At 70.9% G+C, this 19,681-nt stretch carries 23 protein-coding genes; 14 read left to right on the top strand and 9 right to left on the bottom strand.

Translation table 11 applies throughout. The features are described 5' to 3' along the window. Window positions 1–17: 17 nt before the first annotated feature. The 3 genes from hpnI to ACLBYG_RS26365 all read right to left on the bottom strand — a co-directional run bounded on the left by hpnI (window position 18) and on the right by ACLBYG_RS26365 (window position 3,039). The gene (gene hpnI / locus ACLBYG_RS26355) at window positions 18–1,226 is read right to left on the bottom strand and encodes a bacteriohopanetetrol glucosamine biosynthesis glycosyltransferase HpnI (protein WP_447683430.1); all 1,209 of its coding nucleotides are present in this window, start codon (window positions 1,224–1,226) and stop codon (window positions 18–20) included. Between the two features lie 86 nt (window positions 1,227–1,312). Next, a complete protein-coding gene (locus ACLBYG_RS26360) occupies window positions 1,313–1,936 on the bottom strand; it encodes an MlaC/ttg2D family ABC transporter substrate-binding protein (RefSeq protein WP_132366808.1) in 624 nt (207 codons plus the stop codon). Continuing rightward, window positions 1,927–3,039, bottom strand: a complete 1,113-nt coding sequence (locus tag ACLBYG_RS26365; RefSeq protein WP_091980928.1) for a flippase-like domain-containing protein — start codon at window positions 3,037–3,039, stop codon at window positions 1,927–1,929. Before ACLBYG_RS26365 ends, ACLBYG_RS26360 begins: the two co-directional genes overlap by 10 nt. A gap of 210 nt (window positions 3,040–3,249) precedes the next feature. On the opposite strand from ACLBYG_RS26365, the gene ACLBYG_RS26370 reads away from it, so the two are divergent. Next, window positions 3,250–4,425: an amidinotransferase gene (locus tag ACLBYG_RS26370; RefSeq protein WP_020095308.1), complete on the top strand. Its 1,176-nt coding sequence runs from the start codon at window positions 3,250–3,252 to the stop codon at window positions 4,423–4,425. 75 nt (window positions 4,426–4,500) lie between these two features. Here ACLBYG_RS26370 and ACLBYG_RS26375 read toward each other — a convergent pair whose 3' ends face one another. Further along, window positions 4,501–5,511, bottom strand: a complete 1,011-nt coding sequence (locus tag ACLBYG_RS26375; protein ID WP_447683431.1) for an alpha/beta fold hydrolase — start codon at window positions 5,509–5,511, stop codon at window positions 4,501–4,503. Between the two features lie 181 nt (window positions 5,512–5,692). On the opposite strand from ACLBYG_RS26375, the gene ACLBYG_RS26380 reads away from it, so the two are divergent. Together ACLBYG_RS26380 and kdsA are read left to right on the top strand one after the other, a co-directional pair. Next, window positions 5,693–6,181: a hypothetical protein gene (locus ACLBYG_RS26380; RefSeq protein WP_447683432.1), complete on the top strand. Its 489-nt coding sequence runs from the start codon at window positions 5,693–5,695 to the stop codon at window positions 6,179–6,181. 10 nt (window positions 6,182–6,191) lie between these two features. Then, the gene (gene kdsA, locus ACLBYG_RS26385; protein WP_103986064.1) at window positions 6,192–7,046 is read left to right on the top strand and encodes a 3-deoxy-8-phosphooctulonate synthase; all 855 of its coding nucleotides are present in this window, start codon (window positions 6,192–6,194) and stop codon (window positions 7,044–7,046) included. Between the two features lie 5 nt (window positions 7,047–7,051). Here kdsA and ACLBYG_RS26390 read toward each other — a convergent pair whose 3' ends face one another. Beyond that, window positions 7,052–7,726, bottom strand: coding sequence for a class I SAM-dependent methyltransferase (locus ACLBYG_RS26390; protein WP_447683433.1), 675 nt, complete (start codon window positions 7,724–7,726; stop codon window positions 7,052–7,054). Window positions 7,727–8,042: 316 nt separating this feature from the next. Between ACLBYG_RS26390 and ACLBYG_RS26395 the strand changes: the two genes are divergently transcribed. Beyond that, the gene (locus tag ACLBYG_RS26395; protein ID WP_012317985.1) at window positions 8,043–8,381 is read left to right on the top strand and encodes a hypothetical protein; all 339 of its coding nucleotides are present in this window, start codon (window positions 8,043–8,045) and stop codon (window positions 8,379–8,381) included. Between the two features lie 64 nt (window positions 8,382–8,445). On the opposite strand, the gene queF is transcribed toward ACLBYG_RS26395, so the two are convergent. Next, window positions 8,446–8,898, bottom strand: coding sequence for a preQ(1) synthase (gene queF, locus ACLBYG_RS26400; RefSeq protein ID WP_020095313.1), 453 nt, complete (start codon window positions 8,896–8,898; stop codon window positions 8,446–8,448). A 195-nt stretch (window positions 8,899–9,093) separates the two neighbouring features. On the opposite strand from queF, the gene eno reads away from it, so the two are divergent. Together eno and ACLBYG_RS26410 are read left to right on the top strand one after the other, a co-directional pair. Continuing rightward, on the top strand, window positions 9,094–10,383 hold the full coding sequence (gene eno / locus ACLBYG_RS26405; protein WP_012317987.1) for a phosphopyruvate hydratase: 1,290 nt from the start codon (window positions 9,094–9,096) through the stop codon (window positions 10,381–10,383). 104 nt (window positions 10,384–10,487) lie between these two features. Beyond that, window positions 10,488–10,784, top strand: coding sequence for a DUF3574 domain-containing protein (locus ACLBYG_RS26410; protein WP_447683457.1), 297 nt, complete (start codon window positions 10,488–10,490; stop codon window positions 10,782–10,784). A gap of 69 nt (window positions 10,785–10,853) precedes the next feature. On the opposite strand, the gene ACLBYG_RS26415 is transcribed toward ACLBYG_RS26410, so the two are convergent. Further along, window positions 10,854–12,056 carry an adenylate/guanylate cyclase domain-containing protein gene (locus tag ACLBYG_RS26415; protein ID WP_447683434.1) on the bottom strand — a complete coding sequence of 401 codons (1,203 nt, stop codon included), beginning with the start codon at window positions 12,054–12,056 and terminating at the stop codon, window positions 10,854–10,856. Window positions 12,057–12,168: 112 nt separating this feature from the next. Here ACLBYG_RS26415 and ACLBYG_RS26420 point away from each other — a divergent pair, with 112 nt between their 5' ends. From ACLBYG_RS26420 to lpdA, 8 genes are all read left to right on the top strand, one after another. Continuing rightward, window positions 12,169–12,480: an FtsB family cell division protein gene (locus tag ACLBYG_RS26420; protein ID WP_012317989.1), complete on the top strand. Its 312-nt coding sequence runs from the start codon at window positions 12,169–12,171 to the stop codon at window positions 12,478–12,480. Window positions 12,481–12,759: 279 nt separating this feature from the next. Then, window positions 12,760–13,737 (top strand): pyruvate dehydrogenase (acetyl-transferring) E1 component subunit alpha, encoded by a 978-nt coding sequence (pdhA, locus tag ACLBYG_RS26425; RefSeq protein ID WP_447683458.1) that lies wholly within the window; start codon window positions 12,760–12,762, stop codon window positions 13,735–13,737. A gap of 55 nt (window positions 13,738–13,792) precedes the next feature. Further along, window positions 13,793–15,235, top strand: a complete 1,443-nt coding sequence (locus ACLBYG_RS26430; protein ID WP_447683435.1) for a pyruvate dehydrogenase complex E1 component subunit beta — start codon at window positions 13,793–13,795, stop codon at window positions 15,233–15,235. 59 nt (window positions 15,236–15,294) lie between these two features. Then, the gene (locus tag ACLBYG_RS26435) at window positions 15,295–15,582 is read left to right on the top strand and encodes a DUF5076 domain-containing protein (RefSeq protein WP_020095319.1); all 288 of its coding nucleotides are present in this window, start codon (window positions 15,295–15,297) and stop codon (window positions 15,580–15,582) included. Window positions 15,583–15,597: 15 nt separating this feature from the next. Further along, on the top strand, window positions 15,598–15,786 hold the full coding sequence (locus ACLBYG_RS26440; protein ID WP_447683436.1) for a hypothetical protein: 189 nt from the start codon (window positions 15,598–15,600) through the stop codon (window positions 15,784–15,786). Between the two features lie 4 nt (window positions 15,787–15,790). Further along, complete coding sequence (locus tag ACLBYG_RS26445; RefSeq protein ID WP_447683437.1) at window positions 15,791–17,224, top strand: pyruvate dehydrogenase complex dihydrolipoamide acetyltransferase; 1,434 nt, start codon at window positions 15,791–15,793, stop codon at window positions 17,222–17,224. 86 nt (window positions 17,225–17,310) lie between these two features. After that, window positions 17,311–17,514 (top strand): hypothetical protein, encoded by a 204-nt coding sequence (locus ACLBYG_RS26450; RefSeq protein WP_447683438.1) that lies wholly within the window; start codon window positions 17,311–17,313, stop codon window positions 17,512–17,514. A 55-nt stretch (window positions 17,515–17,569) separates the two neighbouring features. Further along, the gene (gene lpdA / locus ACLBYG_RS26455; protein WP_447683439.1) at window positions 17,570–19,009 is read left to right on the top strand and encodes a dihydrolipoyl dehydrogenase; all 1,440 of its coding nucleotides are present in this window, start codon (window positions 17,570–17,572) and stop codon (window positions 19,007–19,009) included. Window positions 19,010–19,069: 60 nt separating this feature from the next. Here lpdA and ACLBYG_RS26460 read toward each other — a convergent pair whose 3' ends face one another. After that, entirely contained in the window at window positions 19,070–19,273 is a 204-nt protein-coding gene (locus ACLBYG_RS26460) for a hypothetical protein (protein ID WP_447683440.1), read from the bottom strand. 122 nt (window positions 19,274–19,395) lie between these two features. Beyond that, a complete protein-coding gene (locus tag ACLBYG_RS26465; protein WP_447683441.1) occupies window positions 19,396–19,614 on the bottom strand; it encodes a hypothetical protein in 219 nt (72 codons plus the stop codon). Window positions 19,615–19,681 lie beyond the last annotated feature (67 nt).

The raw sequence follows: 19,681 nt of genomic DNA on the forward strand, positions 1-19,681 counted from the left end.
GGACGAGGGAGCCGGGTTCAGCGGAGCGGCGCGCCGGCATCGCGGCCGAGTTCGGCGTCCGGGATCAGGGTGCCATCCGCAACCACGTGATAATCGTGACCTTTCCATGTCACCGCCCCCGACACGAAGGCCCAGGAGAAGTTCAGGAAGGAGAGGATGTCGCGGATCGGCAACAGTCCGTAGGGGTGCGGGGCGAGGCCGAAGGCCCGCTCCAGCTGCCGGCAGAGCAGCACGCGGCTCGCCAGCGCCGCGGCGGCGACCCAGAGGGCGCCGGTGCCGGCGCCGGGCAGGAGCGCGCCCAGCAGGGCGAGCGGGAAGGCGTGGGTGACGATCGAGCCGGCGTAGCCCGCCGGGTCGACGGTGCGGATCGTCCGGTTCCAGCGCAGCTCGTGCCGCCACAGGCCGGAGAGATCGGTGTCGACGCTGGTGTGGCCGATCGTGAAGCTCGGGATCACCACGCGGCCGCCGAGGCCGCGCAGGGCGGCGCCGATGGCGTAATCGTCCGCCAGATCGTTGCGGAAGGTGCGGAAGCCGCCGACCGCCTCCAGGCTCGCCCGGGTGAAGGCCACGGTGGAGCCGAAGCAGGGCTTCGCCAGACCGAGGCTCAGGCCCATCACGACGTTGGGCAGGAAGTGGGTGTCGATCGCGAGCGTCGAGAGCTGGTCGTACAGGCCCCGGAAGGCCGGGACTCCGTGGTACAGGCAGGTGACGCCGGTGACGCCGTCCTGGGACAGCTCCGCGACGAGGCGCTCGAGGTAGTCGGGCCCCACCACCATGTCGCTGTCGGCCAGCACCACCACGTCGTGGGCGATGGCCTCGGCCATGTTGATCAGGTTCGAGACCTTGCGGTTCGACCCGTGCTGCCGGCCGTCGATCACGAGGTCGATGCGGGCCTCGGGATAGGCCTGCTGCAGGCGCTCGACCACGCCGATCGCGGGATCGGTGGGCTTCTGGACGCCGAACAGGACCTGGACCGGCCCGGCGTAGTCCTGGCGCAGCACGGTCTCGAGATTCGCGTAGAGATTGGGCTCGAGGCCGCAGAGCGGCTTCAGCACGGTCACGGAGGGCCGCGTCGCGCCGGCGGGCAGCACCGGCGGGCGGCGGCCCGCGTAGCGGCCCGCGCAGATGGCGGCGGCCAGCCCGTAGACGCAGCCCGCCGCCGCCAGGATCAGGCAGAGCAGCGAGAGCCACGAGAGGCCGAGCAGCGCCAGGGAGGAGACATCCATCCGGTCGGATCCATGCGATCGTCCGGCCGCCGAGGCGGCGATGGCCGCGAACGGCCGGTTCAGGTCGGCGCAGGCGCCGGCGCCGCTCAGGGCGTCGGCTTGGCCGCGAGCATGCCGTCGGCCCGCGCCCGGAGGAACTTCACGACGCCGTCGGCGCCCCCGGACTTCAGCGGCGCCGACAGGGCGTTCCGCTGCGCGGCGATCTCGCTGACGTCGCCGTTGAGCAAGACGTCCTGGATGCGGTTGTCGGCGTTGACGACGAAGTCCACGGCGGAATCGTCGCCGTCCGCGGCGGTGACGCGGGTCGGCACCACGCGCTGGGCGCCCCGCTCCTCGACCTTCGGGGTCACGTCGAATTTGCCGCCGGCGGCGCGGGCCAGGCGGTTGGCGTAGGTCACGGTCAGGCTGCGCTTGAAGGCGTCGATCACCGCCGCCTGCTGCTCCGGGGTGAAGCTCGACCATTTCGAGCCCACCGCGACGCGGGTCATGGCGGGGAAGTCGAACGCCTTGTCGAGCGCCGGGCCGACGGCCTCGACCCGGGCCGGCAGGGGGCCGGGCCCGTCCTTCAGCGCGGCCGAGAAGGCGGCGTAGAGGTCGCGCACGGTCTGAACGGCCGGATCGTCCGCGGCCCATGACGGGGCCGGGACGAGCAGGGTCAGGGCCAGGGGTGCGGCGATGAGGGCGGCCGCGAGCCGGCGGGTCAGGCGCACTTCTTCAACTCCTCGCCGTCGCCGAGCCGCGCCCCCATGCGCGGCGGAGCGTAGCTGTAGAACGGGCCGAGGGTGGCGGGCTGCGCGACCCTCTTGGCCTTGCGCCCGGCCTCCGGCTCAGGCTCGCGCTCCTCTTCCTCGGGCGTCTCGGACCGGAGCCTGGACTCGATCCGGTGCCAGAGCAGGAGGCTCGGGAGCCCGACGCCGAGATCGGCGAAGCGCTTGACCAGCGACAGGGCGAGCGCCGCCTCGGCCGGGATATTGAACAGGCCGCACAGGGCGATCAGTCCGCCCTCCTGCGCGCCCAGGGCGCCGGGCACCGCGAAGGCCGCGCCGCGCACGGCCTGGGCGAGGCTCTCGATCATGAGCGCCTGCGCGAAGTCGATCGGGTAGCCCATGAACCGCAGGCAGACATAGACCTCGAGCGTGCCGATCACCCAGCCGGCGAGGTGGACCACCAGGGCCAACGCGAAGCGACCGTGGTTGCCGTAGAGCCGGCGCAGGCTGTCGTAGAGCTGGTCGATGGCGCCGAAGGCCCGCCACTCGCGCCCGGAGGCGAAGCGGCTGAGCAGCGCCTGGATCAGGCGATGACCGGCCTTGCGCTGGATCAGGTAGAAGGCGCCGAGCGCCGGGACCGCCAGGGCCAGCCCGCCCTCGACCGTGTGGGCGATCGGTCCGTCACCGGAGATCAGGACCAGCAGGGCGAGGCCGGCCACCGTGAACAGGAGCTGCGTCAGCGCCTGGGTCATCAGGTCGACGAACATGCTGGCGCCCGCGAGCGCGCCCGGAACGTTGCGCTTCGACAGGAGGCGGGCGCCGACGAAGTCACCGCCGACGGTGGCGACGGGCAGCAGCGTGTTGATGCCCTCGCGGACGAAGCGGAGCGAGATGCAGTCGGCGAGCTTGGTCGCGCCGGCGGGGAACACGACGTACCAGCCGAGCCCCGCCCAGGCGACGGCCACGAAGCGCGCGAGCACCACCAGGGCGGCGCCCCAGCCGGCGCTCACGACGGCGGCCGACACATCCTCCAGGCCGGAGGACATGAACAGGCCGACGACCGTGCACAGACCGGCGATCGAGGCCAAGGTCGTCAGGCGCTTCATTGTCGTCTTTCAAGCTCGCGTAAGGCTTGATGCGGGAAATCGGTCACGGTCGCGGCAGAAATAGGTCCATCGGCCCGGGAACGTTTCTGTCACGTTGCAGCACGGATTAGCGGTGTCTATCACCCGTTTGACACACCGAGGGCCAAAGCGGCGGCGGGGCGGAGAAGCCCGCGCAGAAGGCCGCGGCACGTCGCAGAAGGGGCACACGTCATGGAGCGCGAATCACCGATCACGGCCCTGGAGGCCGTGACCGACGACACGCATGCGGGCGGCTTTCCGGGCGGGACCGGACCGGGCGTGCCGGCTCCCCAGTCGCCGGTGATGGCCTGGAACGAGTGGGATCCGCTGGAGGAGGTCATCGTCGGCTCGCTCGACGGCGCCACGATCCCGACTCACCACCTGACGGTGATCTTCAACCTGCCGCGCGCCGCGCAGCCGTTCTACCGGCTGGCGAGCGGCTGGAAATATCCGAAGTTCATGAAGAAGCTCGCCCAGGCCGAGCTCGACAACTTCATCACCATCCTGGCCGGCGAGGGCGTGAAGGTCCGCCGGCCCGACGCCGTGGATTTCTCGAAGAAGTTCAAGGCGCCGCGCTGGTCCTCCCGCGGCTTCTGCGTCGCCTGCCCGCGCGATCCGTACCTCGTCATCGGCGACGAGATCATCGAGAGCCCGATGTGCTGGCGCTCGCGCTATTTCGAGGGCGACGCCTACCGGTCGCTGTTCAAGGAGTACTTCCGCGCCGGCGCCCGCTGGACCTCCGCGCCGCGGCCCCAGCTGACCGACGACCTCTACAACTACGATTACCGGGTGCCGAACCTGAAGGCCGGCGAGCCCATGCAGTTCACGGTCAACGAGTTCGAGCCGGTCTTCGACGCCGCCGACTTCGTCCGCTGCGGCCGCGACCTGTTCGTGACCCGCTCGAACGTGACGAACCTGATGGGCATCGAGTGGCTGCGCCGCCACCTCGGCCCGGGCTTCCGCATCCACGAGATCGAGAGCCGCTGCCCGCAGCCGATGCACATCGACTCGTCGTTCATGCCGCTCGCCCCCGGCAAGGTTCTGGTGAACCCGGACTACGTCGACGTCGAGAAGCTCCCGGCCGTGCTCAAGAAGTGGGACGTGCTGGTCGCCCCGCGACCCGACCCGGTCGAGGGCTTCATGAGCAAGATCTCGATGTGCTCGCCCTGGACCTCGATCAACGTCCTGGCGATCACCGAGAAGAAGATCGTCGTCGACCAGAGCCAGCCGACGCTGATCAAGGCCCTGAAGGACTGGGGCTTCGACCCGATCCCGGCGCCGTTCCTCAGCTACGGCCCGTTCGGCGGCTCGTTCCACTGCGCGACCCTCGACGTCCGCCGCCGGGGCGTGCTGAAGTCCTACTTCTAGGATCAAGGCGCCGGGCCCGCCGTCGTCCCGGGGCGCCGCGAGCGCCCCGGGACGACGGAGGACGGCGCGCGGCGCCTAGCGCGCCGCGATCCCGGCGATCAGCGCCGCATTGAACCCCTCCGGGTCCGACATCTGCGGCGCGTGGCCGAGATCCGGGAACTCCACGAGCCGCGCGCCCGGGATGGCCCTGGCGGCCGCCTTGCCGAGCTCGGGATAGTTGCCGAGGCTCGCCCGCACCTCCGGCGGCGCGAGGTCCTTGCCGATCGCCGTGTTGTCCTTCTGACCGATCAGGAGCAGCGTCGGCACCGCGATCTGCGGGAACCGGTAGACCACCGGCTGGGTGAGGATCATGTCGTAGAGCAGGGCCGAGTCCCAGGCGACCGCCTCCTTGCCGGGGCCGTTGTTGAGGCCCGCGAGCATCGTGACCCAGGGCTCGTAGCGGGGCTCCCAGGCGCCGGCGTAGTAGGTCGCCGTCTCGTAGGCCCGGATCGAGGCCGCCGTCACCTTCAGCTCGCGCTGGTACCACTGCTCCACCGAGGTCGGCGGCACGCCCTTGGCGGCCCAGTCCTCCAGGCCGATCGGGTTCAGCAGCACGAGCTGCTCCACCGCCTTGGGGTAGAGCAGGGCGTAGTGGGCCGCCAGCATGCCGCCCGTCGAGTGGCCGACCAGGATCGGCCGCTCGATCCCGAGCTTGTCCAGGAGCGCGCGGGTGTTCTCGGCGAGCTGCCGGAAGGTGAACTGGTAGGCCGCCGGCTTGCTCGACTTGCAGAAGCCGATCTGGTCCGGCGCGATGACCCGGTACCCAGCGGCGCTGAGCGCCCGGATCTGGCTCTCCCAGGTGGCGGCGCAGAAATTCTTGCCGTGCAGCAGAACGGCGGTCCGGCCGTTCGGCGTCGCCGGCCGGACGTCGAGATAGGCCATCTGCAGAGGCTGGTGCTGCGACGTGAACGGGAACCGCTCCACCGGGAACGGGTAAGCGAAGCCCTCGAGTTCGGGCCCGTAGGTCGGCTGCGGCGGCGGCTCTGCGGAAGCGGGCCCGGCCGGCACCAGGGCCAGCAGGACGGAAGCGAGGAGGGTTCGAAGCATGGCCGCGTCGGAGCCTGATCTGCGAGCGGCGTGCGGCGCCGCGCCGCCCGCTCAGATCGGTCATCCGGGTGTCCCTGTCCACGCCCCGCGGAGCGCCGCGGCTTCGCGCCCGCCGCAGGGCGCGCTATCTCCCGGGTGCGCTATCTTCCGGGCGCGACCGTCTCCCGCCGCGGATGTCCCGATGCTGCGCCTCACGACCCTGACCGCCCTCGCCGGCGCGCTCCTCCTCGGGCCGGCCCCGGCCCGGGCGGCGGATGCCTGCGACGTCCTCGCCGCGCGGGTGATCCGCACCACCGGCGCCTCCCTGGCCGGCCGGGCCGGCCCCGTCGCGGTGTTCCGGGCGCAGGATGCCGAGCGGCTGAGCCTCGATTGCCGCGCGCCCGCCCGCATCACCGTGGCCTCCCGCGAGCGCGAGCCGGCGCCGGCCTACTTCGTCCTGATCGGCCGCGCCGCGCAGGCGCTCGCCGGGGCGGACGCCGCCGCGGTCGAGGTGCTGGCGCTCAACCTCCACCAGGCCAGCCTGCTGGCGGATGCGCCGCGTCGGGGCGGTGCCGGCCGGATCCTGATGCTGTGCGAGACCGGCCCGCGCGCGGACGCCCTCCGAGACGACCGCACGGTCTGCCGGGTCGCGTCCCGGCCCGGGCTTTCGCGGATCCGCCGCGCGGGCTAGACCGGCCGGCATGTCGAAGATCGAGACACCCGGCCCCGTCGTCCAAGTCGGCGACGCGCGCTTCGCCAACCACCTGCCGCTGACGCTGATCGCCGGCCCCTGCCAGCTCGAAGGGCGCCAGCACGCCCTGGAGATCGCCGCCGCCCTCAAGGAGATGGCCGCGGGTCTGGGCGTCGGCCTCGTGTTCAAGACCTCCTTCGACAAGGCCAACCGCACCTCGGGCAGCGCCGCCCGGGGCATCGGCCTCGACGGGGCGCTCCCGGTCTTCGCCGAGATCCGCGAGACCCTCGGGCTGCCGGTGCTGACCGACGTGCACGCCGCCGAGCAGTGCGCCCCCGCCGCCGAGGCGGTGGACGTTCTCCAGATCCCCGCTTTCCTGTGCCGCCAGACCGACCTGCTGCTGGCCGCCGCCGCGACCGGCCGGGCGGTCAACATCAAGAAGGGCCAGTTCCTGGCGCCCTGGGACATGAAGCACGTCGCCGCCAAGGTGACGGAGGCGGGTAACCCCAACGTCATCGTCACCGAGCGCGGCGCCTCGTTCGGCTACAACACGCTGGTGTCGGACATGCGCAGCCTGCCGATCATGGCGCAGGTCACGCAGGGCGCGCCGGTGGTGTTCGACGCCACCCACTCGGTGCAGCAGCCCGGTGGGCAGGGGGCGAGTTCCGGCGGCCAGCGGGAATTCGTCGCCGTCCTCGCCCGCGCCGCCGTGGCGGTGGGCGTGGCGGGGGTGTTCATCGAGACCCATCCCGACCCCGACCGGGCGCCCTCCGACGGCCCCAACATGGTGGCGCTGAAGGACATGCCGGCCCTGCTCGAGGAACTCCTCGCCTTCGACCGCCTCGCCAAGAACCGGGCCGCCTGACCGGCTCAGGCGGCCGCCGGCTCCAGGACGTGGATCCGCAGCGGCTGGACGAGGCCGAACTGCCCGTCGGCCTCGCGCGCGGCGGCCTTGAGGAAGGCCTCCTCGACCACGGAGCGCCGGTCCCGGATGGTCGCCTCGCGGGCCGGGTCCACGGCGCTGACGCGGGCGAGGAAGGCGTCGAGGGAGTCGAAGCGCTCGCGCCGCGCGATCGTCGCGTCGCGGCGGCACGTGTAGGCGCCGCGGGCGAGGGCGGCCGCGATGGCGTCCTGGGCGGCGGCGCGGATTGCGGTCTCGTCCTCGATCGGCCGCAGCGCGTCGAAGAAGCTGCCCTCCGCCAGGGGCTCCACCACGACGAGCAGCCCGCCCGGGGCCAGGACGCGGGCCGCCTCGGCGAGGGCCGCCGCCGGGTCCGGGACGTGGTGGAGGGAATTCAGCATCACGGCGCCGTCGAAGCTGGCGTCCGGGAACGGCAGGGCCTCGCCGGTCGCGGCCTCGAAGCGCGCCTCCGGCGCGGCGTCCCGCGCCCGGGCGAGCGCCGCCGCGCCGGGATCGATCCCGGTGACCCGCGCGCCCGCGTCGACCAGCCGCCGCGCGAGTGTCCCGGGGCCGCACCCGATATCGACGACCCGCTTGCCGGCTAGCGGCGCGAGGCTCTCGCGGATTAGGGTCAGGGCATCCATCGTCGGTCCTCCCGGCCGATCCGTAGCACGCCCGACCCGCGGCAGGGCGGATTTCCGTCTCCGGGCCGGGCCGTCCGCCGCGACGGCCCGCCGCGACGTTCCAGGTGTTCCCGAAGACTCACCGCAAGAGTTCGAGCGGTTCCGGAAGAGCCGCACCCAAGCTTGACCGCACTCCTCGAAGCGGCGGCCACGCTGAACAACGGTTCATAATCCCGACTGGGTGCGGATCCGCACGCAAGTCCGGCGTGAAATCTGGAACTGTCCGGATGCGGCCACGTTATTGGGCATGTTCGATCAGGGATCGAGAAGGAACACTATGCGCAAGATCGGTATCATCGCCACTGCCGCCGCCATGGCTCTCGGCAGTGTTGCCGTCACCACGAGCGCCGAGGCGCGGCCTTACGGCTATCACGGTGGCTACGGCGGCTACGGCCACGGCTACTACCGCGGCCGTCGCGGCATCGGCACCGGCGCCGCCATCGGCCTCGGCATCGCCGGTCTCGCGGCCGGTGCGATCGCCGCGGGCGCGGCCCGCGACAGCTACTACGGCGGCGGCTACGGCTACGCCCCGTCCTACGGCTACGGCTACGCCCCGGTCTACGGCGGCTACGGCTACGCCGCTCCGGGCTACGGCTACTACGGCTACGGCTACTGAGATCGGAGATCCGGGAGGATCGGGGGCGACCGGCGCGAGCCGGTCGCCCTTTTCGTTGGCTCGGTCAGCGTCCGCGGTAGGGCGGCACGCCCGGGTCCGGCAGCCACGCGTTCTTCGGCAGTTCGCCCGTCTGCCAGAAGACGTCGATCGGGATGCCGCCGCGGGGATACCAGAACCCGCCGATTCGCAGGTAGCGCGGTTCCAGCAGGTCGCGGAGCCGCTTGCCGATCGCCACCGTGCAATCCTCGTGGAACGCGCCGTGGTTGCGGAACGAACCCAGGTAGAGCTTCAGCGACTTCGACTCCACCAGCCAGTCACCGGGCACGTAGTCGATCACCAGGATCGCGAAATCCGGCTGCCCGGTGACCGGGCAGATCGAGGTGAATTCCGGCGCGGTGAACCGGGCGACGTAGTCGGTGTCCGCGTGCGGGTTCGGGACCCGGTCGAGCCGCGCCTCCTCGGGCGAGGTGGGGAGGGGCGTCGGCTGGCCGAGCTGGAGATCGTCGGGAGAGGTCATGGCCGGCCATATAGAGCCTGCCGGCGCCGCGCGCATCCGTCTGATCCGCGACGCTTTCCCGACAAGTCCGGGCTGTGCGCCGTCCGTCCCGACGCTTGCCGCCGGCCGCGGCTTGACGGATAAGCCGCCGCGATGCGCCGCACCCTCCGATTGGGGCGCGGTCGCCGACCCGCGGCCCCCGCGAGAGGACGTTCCATGACCGCGATCACCAATATCAGCGCCCGCGAGATCCTCGACAGCCGCGGCAACCCCACGGTCGAGGTCGACGTCATCCTGGAGGACGGCTCCTTCGGCCGCGCCGCGGTGCCGTCGGGGGCCTCCACGGGCGCCCACGAGGCGGTAGAGCTGCGCGACGGCGACAAGAATCGCTTCCTCGGCAAGGGCGTGCTGAAGGCGGTCGAGGCGGCCCAGACCGAGATCCTCGACGCGATCGGCGGCATGGAGGCCGAGGATCAGGTCGCGGTCGACGAGGCGATGATCGAGCTCGACGGCACGCCCAACAAGGCCCGCCTCGGCGCCAACGCGATCCTCGGCGTGTCGCTGGCGGTGGCCAAGGCCGCGGCCGAGGCCTCGGGCCTGCCGCTCTACCGCTACGTCGGCGGCGTGCAGGGCCGCGTCCTGCCGGTGCCGATGATGAACATCATCAACGGCGGTGCGCACGCCGACAACCCGATCGACTTCCAAGAATTCATGATCATGCCGGTGGGCGCCGATTCGCTCGCCGAGGCCGTGCGCATGGGCTCCGAGGTGTTCCACACTCTCAAGGGCAAGCTGAAGAAGGCCGGTCACAACACCAATGTCGGCGACGAGGGCGGTTTCGCCCCGAACCTGCCGTCCGCCGAGGCCGCCCTCGATTTCGTGATGGACGCGATCAGCGCCGCCGGCTTCAAGCCGGGCCAGGACATGGCGCTCGCCCTCGACTGCGCCGCCACCGAGTTCTTCAAGGACGGCGCCTACGCGTACGAGGGCGAGGGCAAGACCCGCACCATCGAGGCGCAGGTCGACTACCTCGCGCAGCTCGTCGCCACCTACCCGATCGTGTCGATCGAGGACGGCATGTCGGAGGATGACTGGGCCGGCTGGAAGCTCCTGACCGACAAGATCGGCGACCGCTGCCAGCTCGTGGGCGACGACCTGTTCGTCACCAACGTCGAGCGCCTGTCCCGCGGCATCGCCGAGGGGACGGCCAACTCGATCCTGATCAAGGTCAACCAGATCGGCTCGCTCACCGAGACCCTGGCGGCGGTCGATATGGCCCAGCGCGCCGGCTACACCGCGGTGATGTCGCACCGCTCGGGCGAGACCGAGGACTCCACCATCGCGGACCTCGCGGTCGCCACCAATTGCGGGCAGATCAAGACCGGCTCGCTCGCCCGCTCGGACAGACTGGCCAAGTACAACCAGCTGATCCGCATCGAGGAGGGCCTGGGCCCGCAGGCACTCTACGCCGGACCGTCGGCGCTCAAGCAGCTCGCCCGCCGCTGATCGGTAAGATCCTGCTGGCCGGGCTGCTCGGTGTCGGGGCGGCCGGCCCCGCCCGCGCGGACCCGCTCTGCGACGGTGCCCGCCCGACGCTCAGCGCGCAGCTGCTGTTCGGCCTGTCGCGGCCGGACGGCGGCCGCGTCTCGGGAGCGGCCTTCGACCGGTTCCTGGCCGAGTGGATCACCCCCCGCTTCCCCGACGGACTGACAGTCTTCGCCGGCCGGGGCCAGTGGCGCGGGCCGGACGGACGGATCGTCCACGAGGCCGCCCGCATCGTCCTGATCGTCACCGAACCGACGCCCGAAGCGGTCGCGGCCCTGCGTGAGATCCGGGAGGCCTACCGGCGCCGCTTCGTGCAGGGCGCCGTCGGGCTGGTGCTCCAGCGGAGCTGCGCCCTGTTCTGACGACGTCGGCGCGGCGCTTCCCACTTTGTTCCGGGGCGCCGCAGGCGAGCCCGGAAGACGGCGCTCACCTCAGGTCATCGCCGCACCGGACGACTCCCCCGGCACGGTCCAGACCCGCATCGGCCGCGACAGGCCCCGCAACTCGATCGTCCCGACCGGCTCCAGCCGCCGGGCGCACCGCTCGGCGAAGGAGTCCGACACGAGGAGGTCGTGACCGAGGGCGGCGCACTGGCTCTCGATCCGGCTCGCCTCGTTGACCGCCCGTCCGATGATCGTGAAGTCGAGGCGCCGCTCGGTCCCGACATTGCCGTACATCACCGTCCCGAAATGTACGACGCCCTCGGCCGGCAGCTCCGGCAGCCCCTCGGCGCGGCGGCGTGCGTTGAGCGCCGCGTTGGCGGCGAGGCCCTCGATCGCGGCGTCGAGGGCGGCCCCGCAGACCGGGCAGGGGAGGGTGTCGGCGTTCGGGACCGGGAAGATCGCCAGGAAGCCGTCGCCGAGGAACTTCAGGATCTCGCCGCCGTGCCGCGCCACCGGATCGCCGAGGGCGTCGAAATGCTCGTTGAGCCACGTGACCATGTCGGCCGGATCCACCCGGTCGGCCAGGGCCGTGAAGCCGCGCAGGTCGGTCAGCAGGATCGCCGCCGGCACGGCCCGCCCCTCGCCCCTCCGGATCTGACCGTCGAGGATGCGCTCGGCGGTCGACCGGCCGAGATAGGTGGCCGAGACTTCCCGGAACGTGTGGGCGAGGCCCATCTTGGCCATCGCCAGCGTCAGGAACGGCAGGACGCCGGCGATCGCGGCGAGGTCCGCCTCGGTGAAGCCGGCGGCGGCGCGGGTGCAGAACGAGACCGCGATGCCCCGCAGCGCGGTGCCGGGAGCGAACTCGGCGATGTGCAGCACGTAGTCGACGCCGCCCTGCGCCCCGAGGGCCTTCAGGACCGGGAAGTCCACCGCCAGCCCGGGCGCGTCGAGGCGCCAGCGGCCGAAGGTCTCGCCCGTCTCCACGAGGGCGTAGACGGGGCTCAGGAGCCAGTCGCTCTCCTCGTCGGCGCCGTGGGCGTTGGCGACGAAGGACATGCCCTCGCCCGCGTGCCAGTTGAGGCTGACGCCGCGCAGCGTCGGGTCCAAGGCCGGCGCCATGACGCTGACCCGCCAGACGGGGAGGCCGGCCTCGACCAGCGACTCGCAGAAGCCCGAGAGCAGGGTGTCGTGGTCGTCGGTCGCCGTGGCGTGCGCGGCGATCCAGCGTCCCAGATGCGTCAGGTCCATGCCTCAGGCTCGCCCCTGTTCGTCCCGGCCGCGGTCCGGCCCCGTCGCGGTCCTGCCCCGACCGCGGCGCGGTCGAAAAGAACCGTTAACCTTTCCGCGCGAGGGTCGCGCCATGGTCGTGCGCCGCCGAGTCAGAATGGTCGTGTTGCCGCTGGGTCTCTGGACCCTGTCGGCGCTCGTGGTCGGCTATTTCGTGTGGCAGGCCGAGAGTGGCAACCGTGGCCTCGAGGCCAAGAAGGCCCTGAAGATCCGCGCCTACGGCCTCAGCCAGGAACTCGCCGCCGTGAAGGCCGAGCGCGCCGTCTGGGAGCACCGGGTGAACCTGCTGAAGAGCGACCAGATCGACCGCGACCTCCTGGAGGAGCGCGCCCGGATCGTCCTGGGCCGGGTCCACGCCAACGACGTGGTCATCATCACGCCCTGACAGGTCCGCGGAGGTCCCGCGATCGTCCCGCGGAAGTCCAGGGGATCGTTTTCCCTAGTCCCGAAAGTCCTCTGACAAGAGCGGCTTCCTGTCAGAGCGGCAGCCCTCGCTTTCCAATCGTCGCTGTCCTACACCCCCACGAAGTCGCGTGGAATCACGGGGAGAGCGCCGATGGACGCCGCCAAGGAGCCTGCCAAAGAGCCCGCCAAGGACGCGTCGTCCGCGCCGGTGCAGGCCGCGAGCCCTCAGGCCGCCGAGGCGCATCGCCCCGCGCCGAACATGCCCCAGTTCACGCGGGACGAGGATCTCCACGCCTATCACGAGATGCTGCTGATCCGGCGCTTCGAGGAGAAGGCCGGCCAGCTCTACGGCATGGGCCTGATCGGCGGCTTCTGCCACCTCTACATCGGCCAGGAGGCCGTGGTGATCGGCATGCAGATGGCCTCGGTCGAGGGCGACCAGGTCATCACCGGCTACCGCGACCACGGCCACATGCTCGCCTGCGGCATGGACCCGAAGGGCGTCATGGCCGAGCTGACCGGCCGCCGCGGCGGTTACAGCCGCGGCAAGGGCGGCTCGATGCACATGTTCAGCCGCGAGAAGCAGTTCTTCGGCGGCCACGGCATCGTCGGCGCGCAGGTCTCGCTCGGCACCGGCCTCGCCTTCGCCGACCATTACCGGGAGAACGGCAAGGTCAGCCTGACCTACATGGGCGACGGCGCCGCCAACCAGGGCCAGGTCTACGAGAGCTTCAACATGGCGGCCCTCTGGAAGCTGCCGGTCGTCTACGTGATCGAGAACAACCGCTACGCGATGGGCACCTCGGTGGCCCGCGCCTCGGCCCAGACGGACTTCTCGAAGCGCGGCCTCTCCTTCGGCATCCCCGGCGAGCAGGTCGACGGCATGGACGTCCGCACGGTGCGCGAGGCCGCGACCCGGGCGATCGAGCACGCCCGGACCGGCCAGGGCCCGTACATCCTGGAGATGCAGACCTACCGCTACCGCGGCCACTCCATGTCCGATCCGGCCAAGTACCGGACCAAGGACGAGGTCTCGAAGATGCGCGACGAGCACGACCCGATCGAGATGGTGCGCAAGCGCCTGCTCGAGCTGCACGCCGTGCCCGAGGCCGAGCTGAAGGCCACCGACGCCAAGGTCCGCGAGATCGTCAACGCCTCGGCCGAGTTCGCCACGAACGACCCCGAGCCGGATCCGTCCGAGCTGTGGACCGACATCCTGCTCGAAGCGCACGCCTGAGCGCGGACGACAAAGCTGGCCGCCCCCTAACGAAAAGACGACCGCAGAGCTGAGCATGGCGACCGACATCCTGATGCCCGCCCTCTCGCCCACCATGGAGGAGGGCAAGCTCGCCAAGTGGCTGAAGAAGGAGGGCGACCCGATCAAGTCCGGCGACGTGCTGGCCGAGATCGAGACCGACAAGGCCACCATGGAGGTGGAGGCCATCGACGAGGGCATCCTCGCCAAGATCCTGATCGCCGAGGGCACCGAGGGCGTCGCGGTCAACACGCCGATCGCCGTCATCGCCGGCGAGGGCGAGGATCCGGCGAGCGTCCAGTCCGGCGGCGGCGCCAAGCCCAACGGCGCGGGCGGCCATCCGGCCCCGGCGCCCGACATGCAGGCCGAGGGCATGGCCGACAAGGCCGCCCCCGCCGCCAAGACCGGCGACGACGCCCCGAAGGCGCCGGCCGCGCCGGCCGTCATCACCAATAAGGCCCAAGAGCCGGTGATGGAGGAGTTCCCGGCCGACACGCCGATGGTCACCCAGACCGTCCGGGAGGCCCTGCGCGACGCCATGGCCGAGGAGATGCGCCGCGACGGCGACGTCTTCGTCATGGGCGAGGAGGTCGCCGAGTACCAGGGCGCCTACAAGGTCACCCAGAACCTGCTGCAGGAGTTCGGGCCGAAGCGCGTCGTCGACACTCCGATCACCGAGCACGGCTTCGCGGGCATCGGCGTCGGCGCGGCGCTCGCCGGCCTGAAGCCGATCGTCGAGTTCATGACCTTCAACTTCGCCATGCAGGCGATCGACCACATCATCAACTCGGCGGCCAAGACCCTCTACATGTCCGGCGGCCAGCTCGGCTGCCCGATCGTGTTCCGCGGGCCCAACGGCGCCGCCGCCCGCGTCGCCGCTCAGCACAGCCACGACTATTCCGCGTGGTACTCCAACGTGCCGGGCCTGAAGGTGATCGCACCCTACACGGCCTCCGACGCCAAGGGCCTGCTCAAGGCCGCGATCCGCGACCCGAACCCGGTGATCTTCCTCGAGAACGAGATCCTGTACGGGCAGTCCTTCCCGGTTCCGAAGCTCGACGACTTCGTGCTTCCGATCGGCAAGGCGAAGATCCACCGCACGGGCAGCGACGTGACCATCGTGTCCTTCGCGATCGGCATGACCTACGCCCTCAAGGCCGCGCAGGCGCTCGCCGAGCAGGGCATCGAGGCCGAGGTGATCGACCTGCGCACGATCCGCCCGATGGACAGCGCGACGGTGGTGGAATCGGTCAAGAAGACCGGCCGCTGCATCACCGTTGAGGAGGGCTTCCCGCAATCCGGCATCGGCGCCGAGATCGTGGCCCGCCTGATGGTCGACGCCTTCGACTTCTTGGACGCGCCGGTCCTGCGCATCACCGGCAAGGACGTGCCGATGCCCTACGCGGCGAACCTCGAGAAGCTGGCGCTGCCGACGGTGGCGGAGGTCGTCGAGGCCGCCAAGAGCGTCTGCTACAAGTGACGGGCGCGCGGGCGACGCCGTCGCCCGCCCCGGCCAGATCGAGGAACAGCCGGCGCGCCATGAGCCAGGATCCGAGCACCGACTTCGCCGAACTCGCCATCCCGCCAGACGCCCTGGAGCAGGGCGGCATCGAGGTGCTGCGCGCGGCCGTGGTCGACGGCGCGGTGAGCGTCGCCCTGCGCCGCTCCTTCGACGATCCGGCGACCTGGGGCCGGCTGCTGGCCGACCTCGCCCGTCAGGCCGCCCGCGCCTACGCGCTGGAGACCGACATGTCGGAGGACGAGGCGGTCGAGCGCATCCGCGCCGGTTGGGAGGCCGAGGGGCTCGACCCCGGCGGTCTCAACTGACGATGGCGGCCGACCATGGCTGAGGCGGCCGTCCGGCAGGCGACCTTCGCGGATCTGGAGGCGGTCCTCGCGCATCGCGTCGCCGCGAAGGTCGACGGAGCGCCGGACCCGCGTCCGCGGCCGCCCTACGACGCCGTTCCTTTCCCCCTCGACGACCTCTTCCCCTTCGACGATCCGGCCGCCCCGGCCTTGCCCGAGACCTGATGCCATGCCGATCAACGTGCTGATGCCCGCGCTCTCCCCGACCATGGAGAAGGGCAACCTCGCCAAGTGGCTGAAGAAGGAGGGCGACCCGATCAAGTCCGGCGACGTGCTGGCCGAGATCGAGACCGACAAGGCCACCATGGAGGTGGAGGCCATCGACGAGGGCGTGCTCGCCAAGATCCTCGTGCCCGAGGGCACGGCGGACGTGCCGGTCAACGATTTGATCGCCATCATCGCCGCCGAGGGCGAGGACCCGTCGAGCGTGCAGGCCGGCGGCGCGCCGAAGTCGGCCTCCAACGGCGAGGCCAAGGCCGAGTCCAAGCCCGAGCCGAAGGCCGACGCCTCTGCGGCCGGCCAGAACACCACGCCCGGCGGCGGCCACATGTCGTACGAGCGGGTGAACGCCGCACCGGAGGGCGCGCAGCCCGGCGCCACCCCGCAGGCGGGGGCGCAGGCCGGCCCGGGCGGCCGCGTCTTCGCCTCGCCGCTGGCCCGGCGGATCGCCAAGCAGGAGGGTGTCGACCTCGGCGCCGTCCAGGGCAGCGGGCCGCACGGCCGCATCATCGCCCGCGACGTCCAGGCCGCGAAGGCCTCCGGCGCCACCAAGGCCCCCGCCGCCGCGCAGGCCGCCGCCGAGGCGCCGAAGGCGGTCGCACCGGCCCCGAAGGCCGCCCCCGCGGGCGGCGCGCCGGCCGGCCTCACGACCGACCAGGTCAAGGGCTTCTTCGCCAAGGACGCCTACGAGGAAGTCACCCTCGACGGCATGCGCAAGACCATCGCCAAGCGCCTCACCGAGGCGATGCAGGTCGCCCCGCACTTCTACCTGACGGTGGATTGCGAGCTCGACGCGCTGATGAAGCTGCGCGAGACGCTGAACGGCTCGGCCGGCAAGGACAAGGACGGCAAGCCCGCCTTCAAGCTCTCGGTGAACGACTTCGTCATCAAGGCGATGGGCCTCGCGCTGACCCGCGTGCCGGCCGCCAACGCGGTCTGGGCCGAGGACCGGATCCTGCGCTTCAAGCACGCCGAGGTCGGCGTCGCGGTGGCGATCGACGGAGGTCTGTTCACACCGGTGATCCGCCGGGCGGACGAGAAGACGCTCTCGACCATCTCCAACGAGATGAAGGATTTCGCGGCCCGCGCCCGCGCCAAGAAGCTGAAGCCCGAGGAGTACCAGGGTGGCGTCACCTCGGTGTCGAACCTCGGCATGTTCGGCATCAAGCACTTCACCGCGGTGATCAACCCGCCGCAATCGAGCATCCTGGCGGTGGGCGCGGGCGAGAAGCGCGTGGTCGTGAAGGACGGTGCGCCGGCCGTGGTCCAGGTCATGACCTGCACCCTGTCGTGCGACCACCGGGTGCTCGACGGGGCGCTGGGTGCGGAGCTGGTCTCGGCCTTCAAGGGGCTGATCGAGAACCCGATGGGCATGCTGGTGTGAGGCGCGACTCTGATATGATCGCCTGAGCGATCAACGGAGAGTCGCGTGTCGGAAGTCACCGATCTGGTTCTGCCAGTCCACAACGGATGCAGAGCGACATCGCCGAGGTGAAGCGCGATGTCGCAGCGATCAAGACGACCCTGACGGGTCATACCGAGAAACTTGAGGAATTGGAGATCTACGTCGCCTACGAAACCGGCCTCGGCACACAGGCGAAGGCGGATCTCCAATCGATCAAGACGATCAGGGCCATGGAGCAGCGGCTGAGCGCGCTGGAGACCTCGTCTTGATTGCCGCGTCAACGACGGTGCAGTCGCGCGCGCCACAGCGGAGAGCTGAGACACGATGTCCGACACCTACGACGTCCTCATCATCGGCGCCGGGCCCGGCGGCTACGTCACGGCGATCCGCGCGGCGCAGCTCGGCTTCAAGACCGCCGTGGTCGACCGCGAGCACCTGGGCGGCATCTGCCTGAACTGGGGCTGCATCCCCACCAAGGCGCTGCTCCGCTCGGCCGAGATCTACCATTACTTCCAGCACGCCGGCGATTATGGGCTGACCGCCGAGAAGGTCGGGTTCGACACCGCGGCGATCGTGAAGCGCTCCCGCGGCGTCTCGGGCCGGCTCAACGGCGGCGTCGGCATGCTGCTCAAGAAGAACAAGGTCGACGTGATCTGGGGCGAGGCCTCGGTCGACAGCGCCGCGCAGGGCAACCAGCCCGGCAAGGTCACCGTGAAGGAGACCAAGCGCGCCGAGGCGCCGAAGGGCGCCAAGGGCGCCGGCACCTACCAGGCCAAGCACATCATCGTCGCGACCGGCGCGCGTCCGCGCGCGATCCCGGGGATCGAGCCCGACAAGAAGCTGATCTGGACCTACTACGAGGCCATGGTCCCCGAGGCGATGCCCAAGAGCCTGCTGGTGATGGGCTCGGGCGCCATCGGCATCGAGTTCGCCTCGTTCTACCGCACCATGGGCGCCGAGGTGACCGTGGTGGAGCTGCTGCCGCAGATCCTGCCCGTGGAGGATGCCGAGATCGCCGGCCTCGCCCGCAAGCGCTTCGAGAAGCAGGGCATCAAGATCCTCACCGGCGCCAAGGTGACCAAGGTCGAGAAGGGCGCCGATTCCGTCACGGCCACCATCGAGGGCGGCGACGGCAAGACCCAGCAGATCACCGCGGAGAAGCTGATCTCGGCGGTGGGCGTCGTCGGGAACATCGAGAATATCGGCCTCGAGAAACTCGGGGTGAAGATCGACCGCGGGATCGTGGTGACGGACGGGCTCGGCCGCACCAACGTGCCCGGCCTCTACGCGATCGGCGACGTCGCCGGGCCGCCGATGCTCGCCCACAAGGCCGAGCACGAGGGCGTCATCTGCATCGAGACCATCAAGGGCCTGCACACCCACCCGATGGACAAGGCCAAGATCCCGGGCTGCACCTACTGCCAGCCGCAGATCGCCAGCGTCGGGCTCACCGAGGCCAAGGCCAAGGAGCAGGGCTTCTCGGTGAAGGTCGGCCGGTTCCCCTTCGCGGGCAACGGCAAGGCGATCGCGCTCGGCGAGCCGGACGGCCTGATCAAGACCGTGTTCGACGCCAAGACCGGCCAGCTGCTCGGCGCCCACATGGTAGGGGCCGAGGTGACCGAGCTGATTCAGGGCTACGTGGTGGCGATGAACCTCGAGAGCACCGAGGAGGAGCTGATGCACACGGTGTTCCCGCACCCGACGCTCAGCGAGATGATGCACGAGAGCGTGCTCGACGCCTACGGCAAGGTGATCCACACCTGATCGGCGTTCGAGGCGGCGCGCGGGCCGGACAGGGTTCCGACCCGCGCCGCCACCGGCCGGTCAGTGCGGACCGGTCCGCGCCGCGAGCGTAAGGCTCACGGCCTGGAACAGCAGGATCACCAGAACCGTCGCCACGCTGCCGCCGATCGGGATCAGCAGCAGGGCGACGACCGGATCGAGCCCCCGGACGAGCAGGAGCGTGACGCAGCTGCCGATCACGGAGGCGATGGTCATCCGAAAGATGCAGCATTCGGACGGTTGCATGTGCCCTCCCATCAGGCCCCCGGCGGGAGTGTGAGGACCAGCGCCATAATATGCAACCGGAGATAGTGCCTAGCTGAGAATCAAACCCAGATCGCGATTTCGGCGTCCCGCGCGACAGCGCCTCAGGAGCACCCGCGATCCACGGGCTCGGCCTGGTCCGGCGACGGCACATAGGCGCACCACTCGCAGATGCCGCGTTCGGCGCCCCGCCGCGCGTTGCGCTGCGAGCAGAGCGGGCAGACGAGCAGGATCAGGCGCGAGCCGGTGCGCAGCGCCAGCCCGCGCCCCCGGAAGGTGACCTCGGTCGCCGCGTCGCCCGAAGCGTGGTCGCGGGCGCTCACGGCGTGTCCCTGCCGCCGTGCGGGCGGCGCACCGGTGCGCGCGTGGTCTCTGTTGCCATGGCGATGC

Source organism: Methylobacterium sp. D53M, from assembly GCF_053345625.1.

Bases quoted from the DNA above. Each gene is read 5' to 3' on its own strand.
- hpnI (WP_447683430.1), bottom strand. From the start codon at position 1,226: ATGGATGTCTCCTCCCTGGCGCTGCTCGGCCTCTCGTGGCTCTCGCTG.
- lpdA (WP_447683439.1), top strand. From the start codon at position 17,570: ATGTCCGACACCTACGACGTCCTCATCATCGGCGCCGGGCCCGGCGGC.
- ACLBYG_RS26430 (WP_447683435.1), top strand. From the start codon at position 13,793: ATGGCGACCGACATCCTGATGCCCGCCCTCTCGCCCACCATGGAGGAG.
- eno (WP_012317987.1), top strand. From the start codon at position 9,094: ATGACCGCGATCACCAATATCAGCGCCCGCGAGATCCTCGACAGCCGC.
- ACLBYG_RS26415 (WP_447683434.1), bottom strand. From the start codon at position 12,056: ATGGACCTGACGCATCTGGGACGCTGGATCGCCGCGCACGCCACGGCG.
- queF (WP_020095313.1), bottom strand. From the start codon at position 8,898: ATGACCTCTCCCGACGATCTCCAGCTCGGCCAGCCGACGCCCCTCCCC.
- pdhA (WP_447683458.1), top strand. From the start codon at position 12,760: ATGCCCCAGTTCACGCGGGACGAGGATCTCCACGCCTATCACGAGATG.
- ACLBYG_RS26445 (WP_447683437.1), top strand. From the start codon at position 15,791: ATGCCGATCAACGTGCTGATGCCCGCGCTCTCCCCGACCATGGAGAAG.
- ACLBYG_RS26380 (WP_447683432.1), top strand. From the start codon at position 5,693: ATGCTGCGCCTCACGACCCTGACCGCCCTCGCCGGCGCGCTCCTCCTC.
- ACLBYG_RS26365 (WP_091980928.1), bottom strand. From the start codon at position 3,039: ATGAAGCGCCTGACGACCTTGGCCTCGATCGCCGGTCTGTGCACGGTC.
- kdsA (WP_103986064.1), top strand. From the start codon at position 6,192: ATGTCGAAGATCGAGACACCCGGCCCCGTCGTCCAAGTCGGCGACGCG.
- ACLBYG_RS26375 (WP_447683431.1), bottom strand. From the start codon at position 5,511: ATGCTTCGAACCCTCCTCGCTTCCGTCCTGCTGGCCCTGGTGCCGGCC.
- ACLBYG_RS26390 (WP_447683433.1), bottom strand. From the start codon at position 7,726: ATGGATGCCCTGACCCTAATCCGCGAGAGCCTCGCGCCGCTAGCCGGC.
- ACLBYG_RS26420 (WP_012317989.1), top strand. From the start codon at position 12,169: ATGGTCGTGCGCCGCCGAGTCAGAATGGTCGTGTTGCCGCTGGGTCTC.
- ACLBYG_RS26450 (WP_447683438.1), top strand. From the start codon at position 17,311: ATGCAGAGCGACATCGCCGAGGTGAAGCGCGATGTCGCAGCGATCAAG.
- ACLBYG_RS26370 (WP_020095308.1), top strand. From the start codon at position 3,250: ATGGAGCGCGAATCACCGATCACGGCCCTGGAGGCCGTGACCGACGAC.
- ACLBYG_RS26395 (WP_012317985.1), top strand. From the start codon at position 8,043: ATGCGCAAGATCGGTATCATCGCCACTGCCGCCGCCATGGCTCTCGGC.
- ACLBYG_RS26435 (WP_020095319.1), top strand. From the start codon at position 15,295: ATGAGCCAGGATCCGAGCACCGACTTCGCCGAACTCGCCATCCCGCCA.
- ACLBYG_RS26460 (WP_447683440.1), bottom strand. From the start codon at position 19,273: ATGCAACCGTCCGAATGCTGCATCTTTCGGATGACCATCGCCTCCGTG.
- ACLBYG_RS26440 (WP_447683436.1), top strand. From the start codon at position 15,598: ATGGCTGAGGCGGCCGTCCGGCAGGCGACCTTCGCGGATCTGGAGGCG.